This window comes from Phenylobacterium ferrooxidans, from assembly GCF_042714595.1.
Classification (GTDB): domain Bacteria; phylum Pseudomonadota; class Alphaproteobacteria; order Caulobacterales; family Caulobacteraceae; genus Phenylobacterium; species Phenylobacterium ferrooxidans.
In genome coordinates, this window is sequence record NZ_JAOTJD010000062.1 from 1 (window position 1) to 15,791 (window position 15,791).

Below are 15,791 nucleotides of genomic sequence, written 5' to 3' on the forward strand. Positions count from 1 at the left end.
CAAATCCTCTCAGACAGGGGCTTCCTCGCGCCAGCCCCGGCGTGCGCCCGTACCGCGTCAGCGGTTTAGTTCAATCCTAAATCGTCCCTACGACCTAGTTCAGCTCGGCTCGTCGCCCTCGGTAATCAACGCGGCGAAAATCGCCGTCACCCGCGTCAAGTATTCCTCCCGTTCTCGGCCCAGCAGCGGCGCGTCGCGGATCAGGCGTTCGACAAGGAACCCAACATAGGTCGCCGCGAGGATACGAGCGCGCGCGCCGGCGCCTGTCCCGCCTAGCCACTCCCGGATCGGCCCCAAGAGCCGATCCTGGACGAGCATATTCAGGAGCGGCGCGGTCGTCGGCGATGTCGCGGCGCGGAGCAGAAACTGAAATCTGTGGGTCCTGGCCTCGTCGATATGGGGGCTACCCGCCAACACGGCGGCGACCTCATGGGCGAACGTCGCGCGATCCCACCCCCGCACGTCATCCGTCCCGAATGACGCGTTCAACGCCTCCAGGAACAGTGCCTCCTTGCCCCCGAAGTAGCGCTTCACCAGGGCCACATCGACGCCGGCTTCGCGGGCTATGTCCCGCAGCACGGTGCAATCGTACCCCTGAAGGGCGAACTGGGTCTTTGCCGCCTCAAGGATCGCCGCGCGGGTCGCCTCTGCGTCGCGCTTGCGGGAACCAGCCGGCAGATCAACGAGCGCCACAGTGTCATTCATCCGAAAAAGCCCGCTCGAACCAGGTTGGCGCTCAGTCTGTTCCTCTACGTCAAGCCGACGCCGGAGAACAGGCTGAGCATCAGAGAAATGGCCCCGTCCGACCAAGTCAATGGCCGTTGACATGGTTGTGAGCCGGCGTCAGACTGCCTTGTCAGGGTCGCCGCCGTGGGTTGCGGGTGGACCTGTTGTTCGGCGGACGAGCCACGGACGGGGATGGAAGTCATGAACATAGCGACGAAGATCAAAGCAGCTGACGCGGCGGCCGAAGTCGCGGCCACGCCGCTGGAGAAACTGAATCCTGCCCGGGTGGACCGCTTCTACAATGACACTATCTGGCCAGTGTTCGAGCGCTTGCGCCGCGAAGACCCCGTCCACTTCACGCCGGACAGCGAATACGGCCCTTACTGGTCGATAACCAAGTGGAACGACATCATGGCGGTGGACACCGACCATGAGGCGTTCTCCTCGGCCGAGGGCATTGGCTTGCCAAACCTCGAGGCCCAGATCGAGCAGGAGAAGATCATGGGTAAGCGGCGTCGCGGCGCCGCGGGCTTCATTACGATGGACGAGCCGGAACATAGTCAGGGCCGCAAGGCGGTCAGCCCCACCCTGGCGCCCAGCAACCTGCACGCCATGTCGCCGCAGGTGCGCGAGCGCGCCGGGCAGATCCTGGACTCCCTGCCGATCGGCAAGGAGTTCGACTGGGTCGACCTGGTGTCCAAGGAGCTGACGGCCATGACCCTGGCCACCCTGTTCGACTTCCCGTTCGAACAGCGCCGCAAGCTGACCTGGTGGTCGGATATGTTCACGAATATGCCGGGCCACGGGCCGGTGGAGAGCTGGGAGCACAAGGGCGCGGCGATCTTCGAGTGCTTTGGGGCCTTCCAGGAATTGTGGAACCAGCGGGTCAATGCTCAGCCGGGCAATGACCTGATCTCGATGTTGGCGCACAATCCGGCCACCCGGGACATGCCCATGGATGCCTATCAGGGCAATGTCGTCCTGCTGATCGTCGGGGGCAACGACACCACCCGCAACACCATCTCCGGCAGTGTGTTCGCGCTCAACAAGAACCCGGATCAATACGCCAAGCTTCGGGCCAATCCCGATCTGGTGCTGTCGATGGTCTCCGAGACCATCCGCTGGCAGACGCCGCTGGCCCACATGAGCCGGGTGGCGACGCGCGACGTTGTGATGCACGGAAAAACCATCAAGAAGGGCGACCGGGTCGTCATGTGGTATATTTCGGGCAACCGCGATGAGACCGTGGTGGACCGGCCCAACGAGTTCATCATCGATCGCGAACGGCCCAGGCAGCACATGTCGTTCGGCTTCGGCATCCACCGCTGCGTCGGCAACCGCGTGGCCGAGATGCAGCTGACCATCATCTGGGAGGAGATCCTCAAGCGCTTCCCGGAGATCAAGGTGGTCGGCGATCCCGTGCTGAACTACTCCGCCTTCGTTCACGGCTACGAAAGTCTGCCGGTGATCATACCTACGCGGAACTGAGTGACCAGGGCCACGCGCCAAAGTGTGGCACGAGACCGGAAAATGGCGACATCTCCCCAAACTGATCGCCTAACGATCACTTTTCGCTGCCCGCAGGCGCTGGATGGCCTGCTGCCCCGACCGGTCCCGGCGGCTCGCAGCTTGCCGGCCTGGCTAAGAGACCTGCCACAGGCAATGCCCAACGCCGTGGGCGTGGGGGAGAACGACACTGTGAGGTGCTGGCAGGCAAAGTGGTAAGGGTCTCCAGTTTGGCGTGGTCAGGCGCTGAGGTGGAGATTTTCGTGATGCCGATCTCGTTCAAGCGTCATCGGTTTCCGGTCGAAGTGATCCAGCAAGCTAGTGTGGCTGTATTTCAGGCTCACGCTCAGTTTTCGTGATGTCGAGGAGCTCTGGCCCAGCGCGGAATCGAAGTCAGCCGCGAGACGGTCCGCTGTTGGGCGATCAAGTTTGGCCCGCTGATCGCGGCGAACTTGCGCCGGCGGCGATCGCCACCGACAGGTCGGTGGCATCTGGATGAGATGTTCGTCCGGATCGGCGGTCGGAAGATGTGGCTTTGGCGCGCCGTCGATGACGAGGACGATGTTCTCGACGTCTTGGTCCAGAAGCGGCGAAATAAGGCGGCGGCGCTGAAGTTGCTGCGTCGCCTGCGACGAAACCAGGGTATCCACCCCGAAACGATCACCACCGACAAGCTGGCGTCCTACGGCGCGGCCGTGCGCGAACTCGGACTGAAAGGCGCCCACCGACCGAGCGGACGGCAGGCCAACAATCGGGCTGAGAACAGCCACCTTCCGATCCGACGATGAGAACGGAAACAGCAGAAGTTCAAGTCGCAGGGCTCAGCCCAGAGGCATCCTCTCCACCGACGCCGCCATCTAACATTGCTTCAACGTCCAAGAGCACCTAATCCGCCGATCCGCGCTCCGGACCTACCGGGCGGCGGCCCATCATGCCTGGATCGAAGCGACGGCAGCGGTCTGATCAGGGGTAGGGCAGGGCGGCTTGCGGGCGGGCGGGCGGAGTTAACCTGCCAGTCCCCCTGATGCTGCCCGTCAGCAACTACACCCTACTGCGCGTGGTCCGCCGGCGCGGCTCTCACATGCCCGCGCCGCCCACGGTGATCGGGGCGGCGCCTACGCCTTGGCGACCACCAGAGCGATTCGGGTCGCAATCCGAAGCCTTGACCTAGTCTGACATATATGTGTTTTTGTCTTCCTCCTATATGGGAGATAAGGATCGCCCCGACGGGCGGCCAGATTCGCCGTTAATGGAACCCGGTCAGCCTAGCGATGGGTTAGCCAAGAACCGAAAATCGTGGGTCGAAGGCAGTCCCTTCGCCGTGACGTGGCCTCAGTGGCCGACTGAGTTAGGGGCGGGACGTGAGCATTCGAGGCAAAGCCTTTGTCGCAGGAATCTATGAGCATCCCTGCAGGGGGGCGGCGAACAAGACGCTCGCGCAACTGCATGCCGAAATTGCGAAGGGGGCGATCGCTGACGCAGGGCTGAGCATGGGTGATGTGGACGCGTACTTCTGCGCCGGCGATGCGCCTGGCCTGGGTCCGCTCAACATGATCGAGTACCTCGGCCTGCAGAACGTACGGCACATGGACAGCACCGAAACCGGCGGGTCCTCCTATCTGGTCCATGTCAATCATGCGGCGCAGGCGATCGCGGCCGGTCACTGCAACATCGCACTCATCACGCTAGCGGGCCGCCCCTTAGCGGACGCAAAAGAGGGCAAGTCGGGCGGGTTTCACAATACCGAAGCGCCGGATTTTCCGTTCGAGGCGCCGTTCGGCGCAAATGTGGCCAACATGTATGCGATGTGCGCCAAGCGCCACATGCACGAGTTCGGAACAACGTCCGAGCAACTGGCCTGGATCAAGGTCGCGGCCTCCCATCATGCTCAGTACAATGAGAACGCCAGGCTACGAAACATAGTGACGGTCGACGAAGTCTTGGCCTCTCCGATGATCGCGGATCCGCTTCATCGGCTCGATTGCTGCGTGATTACCGACGGCGGGGGAGGCTTGGTCGTCGTCAGCGAAGCCGTAGCCAGAGGGTTGCGACGCCCTCTGGTCAAGGTTCTGGGCGCCGGCGAGGCGCCCAAGCATCTCTCGGCGGGACGGGTCGATCTGACGTTTTCTGGCGCGCGCTGGTCGGGGCCGAAGGCCTTCGAAGAGGCGGGCGTGACGGCGAAGGACATCAAATACGCATCAATCTACGACTCGTTCACGATCACGGTGCTCGAGACCATTGAGGATCTCGGATTCTGCGAAAAAGGAGCGGGGGGGCGGTTCGTCTCCGACGGCAACCTCATTTCCGGAGTTGGGCGCTTGCCGTTCAACACCGACGGTGGTGGGCTATGCAACAACCACCCGGGCAACCGTGGCGGCATGACAAAAGTCATCGAAGCGGTTCGTCAGGTACGGGGCGTGGCCCATCCTCGCGTCCAGGTGCCCGACTGTGACATCGCCCTGGCGCACGGGACCGGGGGGCTTCTTGGCTCCCGCATGGGAAGCGCGACCCTAATTCTCGGAAACCAAGACGCATGAGCAATCTGAACGAATTCAAGCGCCGCGTCGTTACGAACGTCGAGAACAAGCCGTTCTGGGAGGCGGCGGGACAAGGCCGGCTCATGGTCGGGTTTTGCAATGCCTGCGGCGAAAACCATTACTACCCGCGCTCGATATGCCCAATTTGCTATTCAACTGAGACCGAGCTCAAGGAAACGTCGGGCCTCGGTCAAATCTACAGTTTCTCCGTCACACGCCAGGCGGACCCGCCACACATCATCGCCTACGTGACCCTGAATGAGGGCGTAACGATGCTGACCAACATCGTTGACTGCGATGCCGGGGCGCTTCGTATCGGGCAAAGGGTCCGTGTTCATTTTGTCGAGGCCGAAGACGGCTGCGCGATTCCGATGTTCGCCCCTCTATGACCGCCTCTGCGAATCGAAAGCGGCTTCAGCCCCGATGGGGTATGGCGCGACTATCTCAGATCGCTCCCCAATCCAATAAGCCGTTGCTCGGCTTCAGGCTAAACGGTGTGACCCATGCTTAGGATGTCGTTCGAGGACGCTGCGGCCAAAGGCATGGTTGTCGCCTGGCACGCCGCGCGCGCACCAGACCGCCTTGCGATTTCGTCCGAACAAGGCGACCGCACATTTTCGGAGTTGAACGCACAAGCTAATCGTCTCGTCGAGTTGCTGCGGGGCGCCGGCTTAGTGCCCGGCGATGGGGTGGCGCTTCTCTGCGTTAACCGACCAGAATTCGTCGAAACGGTCATGGCCTGCCAACGCGCCGGGTTCCGACTAACGCCGGTCAACTGGCACCTTACTGCTGACGAAGTCGCGTATATCGTCGAGAACTGCGAGGCTAAGGCCTTCGTTGCTGACGCTCGGCTCGCGGCAGCCGCGATCCAAGCGGCCTCCGCAACGTCTGGTCTGCGCGTCACGCTCGCGGTGGGCGGGCCGATCAAGGGTTTCGCGTCATACGACACGTTGATGGCGCGCGAATCCGGCGAGAATGTTCCAAATCCCCTTCTGGGCAGTCAGATGCTCTACACTTCGGGCACGACGGGGCATCCTAAGGGTGTCTATCGGGGCAGCGCGCCACCAGCTTCCTCTCTTTTTGCAAAAATGGTCGAGACGGCGCAGTTCAATGGCGCAGACGACGTTTCGGTGGTGACCGGACCGCTCTATCACGCCGCACCTCTGAGCCTGAATCTCCTGCTCCCGCTCTCCGCGGGGGTTCACACGTTACTGATGGACAAATGGGATGCGGAGGCAATGCTCCGTTTAGTCGATCAGCATCGCATCACCCATACCCACATCGTGCCGACGATGCTCAATCGGCTCCTCCACCTCACCCCCGACATCCGCTCGAAATATGATGTTTCATCACTGCGCTGGGTGCTTCACGGCGCGGCTCCATGTCCGGTGCATGTGAAGCAGGCGGCGCTCGAATGGCTAGGGCCCGTTGTTTTCGAATACTATGGCGCAACCGAAGGCGGCGGGGTGTTCATCGAGCCGGCCGAGTGGCTGAACAAACTTGGCTCTGTAGGCAGGCCCACTGCGGGGGTCGTCATGCAGATTCAGGATGAGAATGGTAAGGAATTGCCGCAGGGCGATGTTGGAACCGTCTATTTTGAGGCGCCTGCAACCGGGAGGTTCGAGTACTTCAAAGCTCCGGAGAAGACTGCAGGCGTCTACCGTGGAGCGTTCTACACGATGGGTGATCTGGGCTACGTGGACGAGGATGGATTTCTCTTTCTGACCGGCCGCAGCGCCGAGGTAATCATCTCTGGCGGAGTGAATATCTATCCATCGGAAATCGATCAGGAGGTCCTCCAACACCCGGCGGTCAAGGATGTGGCGACGGTGGGCGTGCCTAACCCGGACTGGGGTGAAGAAGTCAAGGCCGTGATTCAACTCAACCAAGGATACGAACCCAACGAGGCGCTGGCCGAGGAAATACTGGTCTTCGCGGCGGCGCGCCTCGCCACTTACAAACGCCCGCGCACCGTCGATTTCGCCGATGATCTTCCGCGGCTTGAGACCGGCAAGATCGTGCGACGAACGGTCCGCGATAGATACTGGCAGGGCGAGAAGAAGATCTAAATCCAACGAAACAAGGATCTGGGAATGGCTGGATTGTGCGAGGGGCGCGTCGTCATTGTGACGGGTGGGGCGAGGGGTATAGGGCGGGAGCACTGCCTAGAGTTTGCGCGCCAAGGCGCCAGGATTGTGGTGAATGATCTCGGTAGCGAGCGGACGGGGGAGGGCAGATCGAGCGAACCCGCTGAAGCCGTGGTGGCGGAAATCAGGGCGATGGGAGGAGAGGCGGTCGCCAATGGCGACGACGTATCAGACTGGGAGGGCGCCAAACGGATGATCGATCAGGCGACCGCGACTTTTGGCAGCCTCGATGTTCTCGTGAGCAACGCTGGCATTTTGCGCGATCGCATGCTGGCCAACATGGCGATCGACGAATGGGATGCGGTCATCAAGGTTCATCTTCGCGGCACTTTTTGTCCAGCTCGCCACGCCGCTGATTATTGGCGGGCGCGCGCCAAGGAAGGCAATCCAGTCGACGCTCGGATCATCAATACTACTTCTGTTTCCGGGTTACTGGGCAATCAGGGGCAATGCAACTATGGCGCGGCCAAGGCGGGCATCGCCGCCTTTACGATTACCGCGGCGATGGAGCTCGCGCGCTACGGGGTCACGGTGAACGCGATCTCGCCGGGGGCGCTTACCCGGATGACGGAAGATCTTGGTTACGGCGTCGAGGTGCCTGCGGGTGAGTGGAACCCCCGTGATCCGGCCAATATCGCACCGATCGTCGTCTGGCTCGGGAGCAGCGAGTCGAAGGACGTGACGGGCCAGGTCTTCGAATCCACGGGGGGGCGGCTGACAGTCTTCGAGCGCTGGCATCGCGGGCCGGCCATAAATCCGAAGCGGCGTTTCGACCCGAACGAACTCGGCCCAATCGTCAAGGACCTCATCAGCAAGTCGAGACAGCCGGATGCGATTGGCGGTTGAGGCGTTCCCAATCAGGCAAGGCGGACCACCGATTCAGGTCCGCTGGTTCCCAACGGCGATCTAAGACGAAAAGGGGCGGGCGACCGAATGACTCGAATGCTGATAGTGAAAGAAAATCCCTTTAGGACTCGGCGTTCGCTGCCCGAGCGCACAACCATCAGCGGTGGACTCTTCAATACTGTAGCTTTCCGAGAAGGGAAGGGCCATATCCGCCAGGTATTCCAGAGTAATATTTCCTCTAAAACGATGGCGTTATTGTTCGTACATCTCGGCTCAAGGCTTATCGACTATGGTCGTGCAATATTGATATTTGGTAAGCGTTGGAGTTCGTGCCATTAGCCTGCAGGTGGACTACATTATCGTGGGTGCGGGATCGGCAGGATGCGTCCTCGCCAATCGTCTTACCGCTGACGGCAAGACGCGCGTGCTTCTATTGGAAGCAGGCGGCGACGACCGGCCGATGCATAACCCCTCACAATTCTTATCGAATGTGATGATCCATGTGCCTGTGGGTTACTCGCAGACGTTAAAGGACCCGAAGGTCAACTGGCTCTACCAAACCGAACCCGATCCCGGCTCGGGCGGGCGTCAGCATGCCTGGCCGCGTGGCAAGGTGTTGGGCGGCTCATCCTCAATCAACGCGATGCTCTACATTCGCGGCCAGCGGGAAGATTATGATGGCTGGCGGCAGCTCGGATGCGAAGGCTGGTCCTATGATGATGTGAAGCCGTATTTTCTGCGTTCGCAGCATCAGGAGCGCGGAGCCGACGATTGGAACGCCACGGGTGGCCCCCTAAACGTCTCCGACATGCGCGACGGCCATCCTGTGTCGGACGCCGTCATAGATGCATGTGTGCAGGCGGGCCTGCCGCGTATAGAGGATCTGAACGCCGCTCAGCAGGAAGGGGCGACTTGGTTCCAGGTGACAATGAAGAACGGTCGGCGCTGGTCCGCCGCGGTCGCATATCTACATCCGGTTCTGAAGCGATCGAACCTTGTCGTTGAAACCGGTTCCCTCGCCACCCGGGTCCTCTTCCGGGAGAAGCGCGCGGTCGGCGTCGAGTTCACCCAGAACGGTATGCGACGGACGGCGACAGCCAGTGCCGAGGTGATCCTGGCCGGCGGCGCGGTCAATTCGCCCCAACTCCTACAGCTTTCTGGCGTCGGTCCTGCGGCCCTACTGCAGGAGCATGGCATTCCCGTGGTGGCGGATGTGCCGGGCGTAGGCGAAAACCTGCAAGATCACTACGTGGTCGGACTGCGTTACCGGTTGAAGAAGGGCGTCCTCTCCGTCAATGAGATGTCGAAAGGTCGGCGACTGGTGGGCGAGGCCCTGAAGTACGCCTTCTTGAGGCGGGGGCTTCTCACGCTGTCGGCCGCGCATATCGCCGCCTTCGTCAAATCGCGGCCCGATCTCTCTACACCTGACATCCAGTTCCATATCTTGCCGGCCACCATGGACGCAGAAAAGCTCGCCACCCAGCAGAAGATGGAACTTGAAGGTGAGCCAGGCCTCACCATCGCTCCCTGCCAACTGCGCCCTGAAAGCCGTGGCACGATCCGCATCAAGTCGGCCGACTCCAGCGTTTACCCAGCTATCGCGCCCAACTATTTGGCCGATCCGCTCGACCAAGAGGTCGCGATTGCGGGCCTTAAGTGGGGACGCAAGATAGCGAGCCAACCGGCTCTCGCTCGCTACATCGACCACGAGATGAACCCCGGGCTAGGATTCGAGACTGACGAAATGTTGCTGACTTATGCTCGCATGGGCGGCACCACCATCTACCACCCGGTCGGCACCTGCATGATGGGCCGCGGGCCTATGGCTGTGGTAGATTCGCAGCTCCGGGTGCGAGGCGTTGAGGCGCTGCGCGTCGTAGACGCCTCGGTCATGCCGCGCCTCGTTTCAGGCAACACCAACGCACCGACGATGATGATCGCTGAAAAGGCTTCGGACATGATCCTCGGGAAGGCGATGGCGGCAAGAGAGATATGAAGAACGATGAAGACAGATACACGATACACGCTTGTCCTCGACGTTGGTGACCGTTCCAATCCTGGGCCGTAACTCCGTAAGCCGAGATGTGTCTGAGGCTTGGCTGACCTATTGATGAGACGGGAGGGGCGGGCCGTCGGACCCCTCAACCCTGGAGTTACTCTTTCCCATCTCGCTTGACGTCTTCCCGGCCTTCCCGGGAAGACCCGCGCAAGCTGACACCATGATCAGATGTCGCAACGGCGACCGGGCTCTGGCGTGATGTCCGCCGTTATTACGCCAGCTTCAGATATCAGGCGGCCTCGTGGAACAAGGCCCGCCGCGTGGTAGCGAAGGTCGAGTGGCACCCCGGCGAGTTGTTTCCGCGCGTCGGGTTCATTGTGACCAACATAAGCCGGCCGCCGGAACGGGTGACGCTGTTCTACAATCAGCGGGGTACGGCGGAGCAGCACATCAAAGAGGGAAAGAACGCGATCGTCTGGACCCGCCTGTCCTGCCGCCGCTTCGCCGCCAATGCCGTGCGGCTGCAACTGCATGCCCTGGCCTACAACCTCGCCAACTTCCTCCGCACACTGACGTTGCCCAATGAGGTCAGCCATTGGTCGATGACCACATTACGCGACCGGCTGGTGAAGATCGGCGCGAAGGTCGTCCGGCACGGGCGGTCGATCACGTTCCAAATGGCCGAGGTCATGGTCTCGCACGACTTGTTCCAGCAGATCCTCGACGCCATCGCGGCGTTGCGTCCGTCGCCGCTGCCACGATGTTGAGGGGGATACCCTTACCGGCCTGGTGGACCATCGACAGGAGACGTGCGTCCAGACGTCGGCCAAGAGCAGGGAATTCCCATCGAAATGGCGAACACATCGCCGATCAGGCGGCGAACAGCGCGATCACGGGATCGCCGGTATTGATCTCCGCCGCGGGCCGGGGTTATCGTCCACCAAGATGTCAGGATGCGCCGGCCATATGGGAAATATCGACTAAACAACGATAAGGAAACGCGGGTCATGGAACAGGCTTACGATCTGGTCGTGCGCGGTGGCCATCTGGTGGACGGCACGGGCGCGACGGGCCGTGAGGCCGATGTCGGGATCAAGGACGGCCGCATCGTCGCTGTCGGCCAGGTGAACGGCCGGGGCCGCGAGGAGATCGAGGCCCGCGGCAAGCTGGTCAGCCCCGGCTTCGTCGACGTCCATACCCACTATGACGGCCAGGCCACCTGGGACGAGCGCATGCAGCCATCGTCCTGGCACGGGGTGACCAGCGTGATCATGGGCAATTGCGGGGTGGGCTTCGCCCCCTGCAAACCCGAGGACCACGACCGGCTGGTGCGCTTGATGGAGGGGGTGGAGGACATCCCCTTCCCGGTGCTCAGCCAGGGCCTGCCCTGGAACTGGGAGAGTTTCCCCGACTACCTGGACGCGCTCAGCCGGCGGCGCTTCGACATCGACATCGGCGCCCAGTTGCCCCACGCCGCGGTGCGGGTGAATGTGATGGGCGAGCGCGGCGCCAATCGCGAGGCCGCAACCCCAGCCGACATCGCCGCCATGGCCGCCATCGCCCGCCGCGCGGCCGAGGTCGGGGCCATGGGCTTTTCCACCTCCCGCACACTCAACCACCGCACCAGCGACGGTCAGCCGACTCCGACGCTCACCGCGGGCGAAGACGAACTGATGGGCATCGCGATGGGGCTGAAGGCCGCCGGCCGCGGCACGCTGCAGTTCGTGTCCGACTTCAACGATCCCGAGGCCGAGTTCGCCATGATGCGCCGGCTGGTGGAGGCCTCCGGCCGACCGTTGGCCTTCACCCTGGTGCAGAGCCCGCGCGGGCCCCGGGCCTACAAGGTGCTGCTGGCCGCCCTCGCCGACGCGGTGGCCGCCGGCCTGCCGATGAAGGCTCAGGTGGCCGCGCGGCCCGTCGGGGTGCTGTTCGGCCTGGAGCTGACTATGACCCCATTCAGCTTCCATCCCACCTATCGCGAGATGGCCAAGCTGCCCCTCGCCGAAAAGCTGGCTCGCCTGCGCGATCCGGCGGTGCGCGCGCAGCTGTTGTCGGAAGATCCCAAGGACGGCGCCCGCGGCATGGTCCAGGCCTGGGACCAGATGCATCTGATGGCCGCCGAGCCCGATTACGAGCCGACCGAGGAATCCACGGTGGCCTTCCAGGCCCGCGCGCGCGGCCTCAGTAACGAGGCGGTCGCCCTCGACCACATGCTGTCGCAGGACGGCAAGGGTATGCTCTATGTGCCCTTCCTCAACTACGCCGACGGCTCCCTCGACGCGGCCTATGAGATGCTCACCGATCCCAACACGGTGCCCGGCCTCAGCGACGGCGGCGCCCATGTGGGCATGATCTGCGACGGCAGCTTCCCAACCAGCCTGCTCACCCACTGGACCCGCGACCGCACCCGGGGCCCCAAGCTGCCCCTGGAGGCGGTGATCCGCATGCAGTGCCGTGACACCGCCGAATCGGTGGGGCTGTTCGACCGCGGCCGGATCGCGGTCGGGCTGCGCGCCGACCTCAACGTCATCGATTACGACCATCTGCGCCTTCGCGCGCCGGAGGTCGCCTACGATCTGCCGGCGGGTGGGCGGCGGCTGATCCAGCGGGCCGACGGCTATGTGGTGACCATCGTCGCCGGCGACGTCACCTATCGCAACGGCGAGCCCACCGGCGCGCTACCGGGCCGGCTGCTACGCGGCGCCCAGGCTGCGCCGTCGGCAATGGCGGCGGAATAGGGGAGGGATGACCATGACCCCCAGGCTTCTGGAAACCCATTGCGAATGGCGCGCCGAGGATGTCGCCGATCCGACCGCGTGGACGGAGATGCTGACCCAGGCCGAGTGCGACGAGATCGCCGCGGCTGTGGAGCATGCGGGCGCCAAGTCCAGCGATCTGCTGGATATCGGCGCGGCGGACTTTCCCCTGCCGACCCTGACGGCGCGGCTGAAGCGGATCGAGAACGAGCTGATCAACGGCCGCGGCTTCGTGCGCATCCGCGGCGTTGAACGCGACCACTACTCCAACGACGAGATGTGCCTGATCTACTGGGGCATCGGCATGCACCTGGGCAAACCCTGGGCGCAGAACAAGTACGGCCACCTGTTGGGCGACGTCACCGACCAGGGCAAGGCCCTGGACGACCCCACCGCCCGCGGCAACGAGCTGGGCGGCATCAAGCTCGGCTACCACTGCGACGGCGCGGACCTCGTGGGTCTGATGTGCTTGGCCAATGGCGTCTCCGGCGGCCTCTCGGGCGTGGCCAACTCGGTCGCCCTGCACAACGACTTGGTGCGGGAGCGGCCGGACCTGGCGGCGGAAATGTATCTGCCCCAGCCCTACGATTTCCGCGGCGAGCAGAAGCCGGGGACCAAGGGCTGGTACACGGTGCCGGTGTTCACCGAATGGAACGACCGCCTGTTCGTACGGGCGATCCCGCAATACATCCGCGCCTCCCAGCGCATCCCCGACGCTCCCCGGCTGACCGACAAGGCCCGGGAAGCCCTGACCTGGATCGAGGACGCGGCCGAGAGCGGCCGCTATTCGGTGATCATGGGCTTCGAGCCCGGCGACATGCAGTTCGTCAACAACTTCCACGTCCTGCACGGCCGCACCGAATACCAGGACGACCGCGCGGCGGGAAAGATCCGCCACCTGAAGCGCCTGTGGCTGGAGACCGAGGTGCTGTCCGATCGGCCGCCCTACTTCCGGCGCAACATCGACACCCACTGGAACGACAAGCGGGTGATCAGCCGGCTGGACGCGGCGGAGTAGCGGCTCAGCTACTCCCCGAACCCCTCCCCAGGGTCCGCCACCGGGGCCATGCGGATCAGGCGCGAATCCTCCACCGCCGCCTGCCGGTGCTTGACCAGTTCGCGGTACTCGGGGTCCGTCACCATCGCCAGGAAGGCGCCGCCGCCGGGATATTCGGCGATAAAGCTCCTTAATGCACAAAGCTGCTTTGCAGGCATCGCGTCGTCGCAACCAGTCACGTTGGGCTAACGTCAACGCATGGGGATCGCCCGTTAAGGAACAGGGTGTGTCACCTAAGAATGCAGGTTGAGCAACCTGTCGGGTCACTCTGACCGTCCCCCGAATCCCGGCAAGGTGGCCGGCCTGGTGCTGCTGTCGGGCTATTACGGCCAGCCCGGACCGACGGCCGCGTGGCTGCTGAAGGTCGGGGCCCGGATGCTGAAGATCATTCCCCGCGACGTGCGCCATGCCGTCCTGGAGGTCACCAACCAGCCCGACCAGCTGCACGGCATGCCATACGGCTCTGCGCAACCTCAAGGTCCCGGTCCACGTCGTGCACGGCGATCAGGACGATTTCGCGCCCATCAAGCTGGCCGAGAAACTGGTGGCCGAGACCCGCACGCGGCGGCCGATGCGCTTCGAGCGGGTGGCTGGCGCCAACCATTTCCTCAACGACGGCCCCGCCGAGGACCTGCTGGCCACCCTGGAGGGTTTCATCCCGCCGCGGCGTGACTTCCGCCTGCGCTGGCCGAAATGGCCGGCGGCCTGGCCCAAACGAATGACCCTATCGCGCTCAAACCCGCGGCGCCCGCGAGTGCCTGAGGAGAGCCGCCAATTTCCCTTGGCGCGCGCCATCTGAACGGCGATAAGGTTGGCCTCTCGGAAGTCTCGGGCATACCCGGACTTCGATAATCCGCCCGCTAAGACGGGCGCTGTTCGGGGAACGCCAGGATGAAAGCCGCCGTGCTGCGCGAAGTGGGCAAGCCGCTTCAGATCGAAGACGTCCAGATCAACAAGCCGGGGCCCCACGAGGTCCTGATCCGCACCGTGGCCGCGGGCCTGTGCCACTCCGATCTGCACTTCATGGAAGGCTCCTACCCGCACCCGCTGCCGGCGGTGCTGGGCCACGAGAGCGCCGGGATCGTCGAGCAGGTGGGCTCGGAAGTCCGCACCGTGAAGGTGGGCGACCATGTCATCACCTGCCTTTCGGCCTATTGCGGTCACTGTGAGTCCTGCCTGACGGGCCACCTCTCGCTCTGCGTCTCGCCCGAGACCAAGCGCGGCGCCGATGAAGAGCCCCGGCTGACCACCTCCGCCGGCCCGATGATCCAGTTCCTGAACCTGTCGTCCTTCGCCGAGCACATGCTGATCCACGAGCATGCCTGCGTCGCGATCCGCAAGGACATGCCGCTCGACCGCGCCGCCCTGATCGGCTGCTCGGTGATGACCGGGGTCGGCGCGGCGATCCACACCTCCAGCGTCCGTCCGGGCGAGACCGTGGCCGTCATCGGCTGCGGCGGCGTGGGCCTGTCGGCGATCAACGGCGCGGCCATCGCCGGCGCCGGCCGCATCATCGCCATCGACATGGTCGCCTCCAAGGGCAACCTGGCCATGGAGTTCGGCGCCACCGACTTCATCGACGCCTCCCAGACCGATGCGGTCAAGGAAGTGCTCGAAATGACCAAGGGCGGGGTGCACCACTCCTTCGAGGCCATCGGCCTGTCCAAGACCGCCGAGCAGGCCTTCAACATGCTGCGCCGCGGCGGCACGGCCAACATCATCGGCATGATCCCGGTCGGCCAGAGCATCACCCTGATGGGCGCCGCCTTCCTGGGCGAGAAGAAGCTGCAGGGCTCGATGATGGGCTCCAACCGCTTCCCGGTCGACATGCCTCGCCTGGTGGACTTCTACATGAACGGCAAGCTGAAGCTCGACCAGATGATCTCCCAGCGCATCAAGCTGGAGCAGGTCAACGAGGGCTTCGCCGACATGAAGCGCGGCGAACTGGCCCGTTCGGTCATCATGTTCAACATCTAACGAGTTAGCGAGAGCCCATGCGCGAGTACCTGAAGTTCTACATCAACGGTGAATGGGTCGATCCGGTCGAGAAGAAGACCCTCGACGTCATCAACCCGGCCACCGAGGGCGTCTGCGGCAAGATCTCACTGGGCAACGCCACCGACGTGGACAAGGCCGTCATGGCCGCCCGCGCCGCCTTCCCGGCCTGGAGCCAGACCACCCGCGAGGAGCGCCTGGAAGTCCTGGGCCGCATCCTGG

General features: G+C 63.4%; 12 protein-coding genes and 3 pseudogenes. 13 read left to right on the forward strand and 2 right to left on the reverse strand.

The annotated features are described in order from the left end of the window. Nucleotides 1–99: 99 nt before the first annotated feature. On the reverse strand, nucleotides 100–705 hold the full coding sequence (locus OCL97_RS21425) for a TetR/AcrR family transcriptional regulator (protein WP_377371739.1): 606 nt from the start codon (nucleotides 703–705) through the stop codon (nucleotides 100–102). Nucleotides 706–927: 222 nt separating this feature from the next. Here OCL97_RS21425 and OCL97_RS21430 point away from each other — a divergent pair, with 222 nt between their 5' ends. From OCL97_RS21430 to OCL97_RS21475, 10 genes and pseudogenes are all read left to right on the forward strand, one after another. Further along, nucleotides 928–2,214: a cytochrome P450 gene (locus OCL97_RS21430; protein WP_377371740.1), complete on the forward strand. Its 1,287-nt coding sequence runs from the start codon at nucleotides 928–930 to the stop codon at nucleotides 2,212–2,214. A gap of 284 nt (nucleotides 2,215–2,498) precedes the next feature. Next, nucleotides 2,499–3,195, forward strand: a pseudogene (locus OCL97_RS21435) (IS6 family transposase). A gap of 398 nt (nucleotides 3,196–3,593) precedes the next feature. Then, entirely contained in the window at nucleotides 3,594–4,769 is a 1,176-nt protein-coding gene (locus tag OCL97_RS21440) for a thiolase domain-containing protein (RefSeq protein ID WP_377371741.1), read from the forward strand. Further along, a complete protein-coding gene (locus OCL97_RS21445; protein ID WP_377371742.1) occupies nucleotides 4,766–5,158 on the forward strand; it encodes a Zn-ribbon domain-containing OB-fold protein in 393 nt (130 codons plus the stop codon). Before OCL97_RS21440 ends, OCL97_RS21445 begins: the two co-directional genes overlap by 4 nt. Nucleotides 5,159–5,281: 123 nt before the next feature. Further along, nucleotides 5,282–6,838 carry an AMP-binding protein gene (locus OCL97_RS21450; protein WP_305703814.1) on the forward strand — a complete coding sequence of 519 codons (1,557 nt, stop codon included), beginning with the start codon at nucleotides 5,282–5,284 and terminating at the stop codon, nucleotides 6,836–6,838. 24 nt (nucleotides 6,839–6,862) lie between these two features. Beyond that, nucleotides 6,863–7,762, forward strand: a complete 900-nt coding sequence (locus tag OCL97_RS21455) for an SDR family oxidoreductase (RefSeq protein WP_068876195.1) — start codon at nucleotides 6,863–6,865, stop codon at nucleotides 7,760–7,762. A gap of 340 nt (nucleotides 7,763–8,102) precedes the next feature. After that, nucleotides 8,103–9,758 carry a GMC family oxidoreductase gene (locus OCL97_RS21460; protein ID WP_377371747.1) on the forward strand — a complete coding sequence of 552 codons (1,656 nt, stop codon included), beginning with the start codon at nucleotides 8,103–8,105 and terminating at the stop codon, nucleotides 9,756–9,758. A gap of 263 nt (nucleotides 9,759–10,021) precedes the next feature. Beyond that, nucleotides 10,022–10,528 (forward strand): annotated as a pseudogene (locus OCL97_RS21465) (transposase); the annotation flags it as partial. Between the two features lie 240 nt (nucleotides 10,529–10,768). Continuing rightward, nucleotides 10,769–12,499 carry an N-acyl-D-amino-acid deacylase family protein gene (locus tag OCL97_RS21470; protein ID WP_377371743.1) on the forward strand — a complete coding sequence of 577 codons (1,731 nt, stop codon included), beginning with the start codon at nucleotides 10,769–10,771 and terminating at the stop codon, nucleotides 12,497–12,499. A 13-nt stretch (nucleotides 12,500–12,512) separates the two neighbouring features. Next, nucleotides 12,513–13,535 carry a TauD/TfdA family dioxygenase gene (locus tag OCL97_RS21475; protein ID WP_377371744.1) on the forward strand — a complete coding sequence of 341 codons (1,023 nt, stop codon included), beginning with the start codon at nucleotides 12,513–12,515 and terminating at the stop codon, nucleotides 13,533–13,535. Between the two features lie 8 nt (nucleotides 13,536–13,543). On the opposite strand, the pseudogene OCL97_RS21480 reads toward OCL97_RS21475, so the two are convergent. Then, nucleotides 13,544–13,702, reverse strand: a pseudogene (locus OCL97_RS21480) (DUF1330 domain-containing protein); the annotation flags it as partial. Between the two features lie 278 nt (nucleotides 13,703–13,980). Here OCL97_RS21480 and OCL97_RS21485 point away from each other — a divergent pair. From OCL97_RS21485 to OCL97_RS21495, 3 genes are all read left to right on the forward strand, one after another. Continuing rightward, complete coding sequence (locus tag OCL97_RS21485; RefSeq protein ID WP_305703811.1) at nucleotides 13,981–14,373, forward strand: alpha/beta hydrolase family protein; 393 nt, start codon at nucleotides 13,981–13,983, stop codon at nucleotides 14,371–14,373. 92 nt (nucleotides 14,374–14,465) lie between these two features. Next, nucleotides 14,466–15,551 carry a Zn-dependent alcohol dehydrogenase gene (locus OCL97_RS21490; protein ID WP_305703810.1) on the forward strand — a complete coding sequence of 362 codons (1,086 nt, stop codon included), beginning with the start codon at nucleotides 14,466–14,468 and terminating at the stop codon, nucleotides 15,549–15,551. Nucleotides 15,552–15,568: 17 nt separating this feature from the next. Further along, nucleotides 15,569–15,791, forward strand: a 223-nt coding sequence (locus tag OCL97_RS21495) for an aldehyde dehydrogenase family protein (protein WP_377371745.1), incomplete at its 3' end; no start/stop codon positions are given.

Excerpts from the sequence above, each read along its gene's own strand:
- OCL97_RS21425 (WP_377371739.1), bottom strand. The coding sequence starts at position 705 with ATGAATGACACTGTGGCGCTCGTTGATCTGCCGGCTGGTTCCCGCAAG.
- OCL97_RS21430 (WP_377371740.1), top strand. The coding sequence starts at position 928 with ATGAACATAGCGACGAAGATCAAAGCAGCTGACGCGGCGGCCGAAGTC.
- OCL97_RS21445 (WP_377371742.1), top strand. The coding sequence starts at position 4,766 with ATGAGCAATCTGAACGAATTCAAGCGCCGCGTCGTTACGAACGTCGAG.
- OCL97_RS21450 (WP_305703814.1), top strand. The coding sequence starts at position 5,282 with ATGTCGTTCGAGGACGCTGCGGCCAAAGGCATGGTTGTCGCCTGGCAC.
- OCL97_RS21455 (WP_068876195.1), top strand. The coding sequence starts at position 6,863 with ATGGCTGGATTGTGCGAGGGGCGCGTCGTCATTGTGACGGGTGGGGCG.
- OCL97_RS21470 (WP_377371743.1), top strand. The coding sequence starts at position 10,769 with ATGGAACAGGCTTACGATCTGGTCGTGCGCGGTGGCCATCTGGTGGAC.
- OCL97_RS21475 (WP_377371744.1), top strand. The coding sequence starts at position 12,513 with ATGACCCCCAGGCTTCTGGAAACCCATTGCGAATGGCGCGCCGAGGAT.
- OCL97_RS21485 (WP_305703811.1), top strand. The coding sequence starts at position 13,981 with ATGCCGTCCTGGAGGTCACCAACCAGCCCGACCAGCTGCACGGCATGC.
- OCL97_RS21490 (WP_305703810.1), top strand. The coding sequence starts at position 14,466 with ATGAAAGCCGCCGTGCTGCGCGAAGTGGGCAAGCCGCTTCAGATCGAA.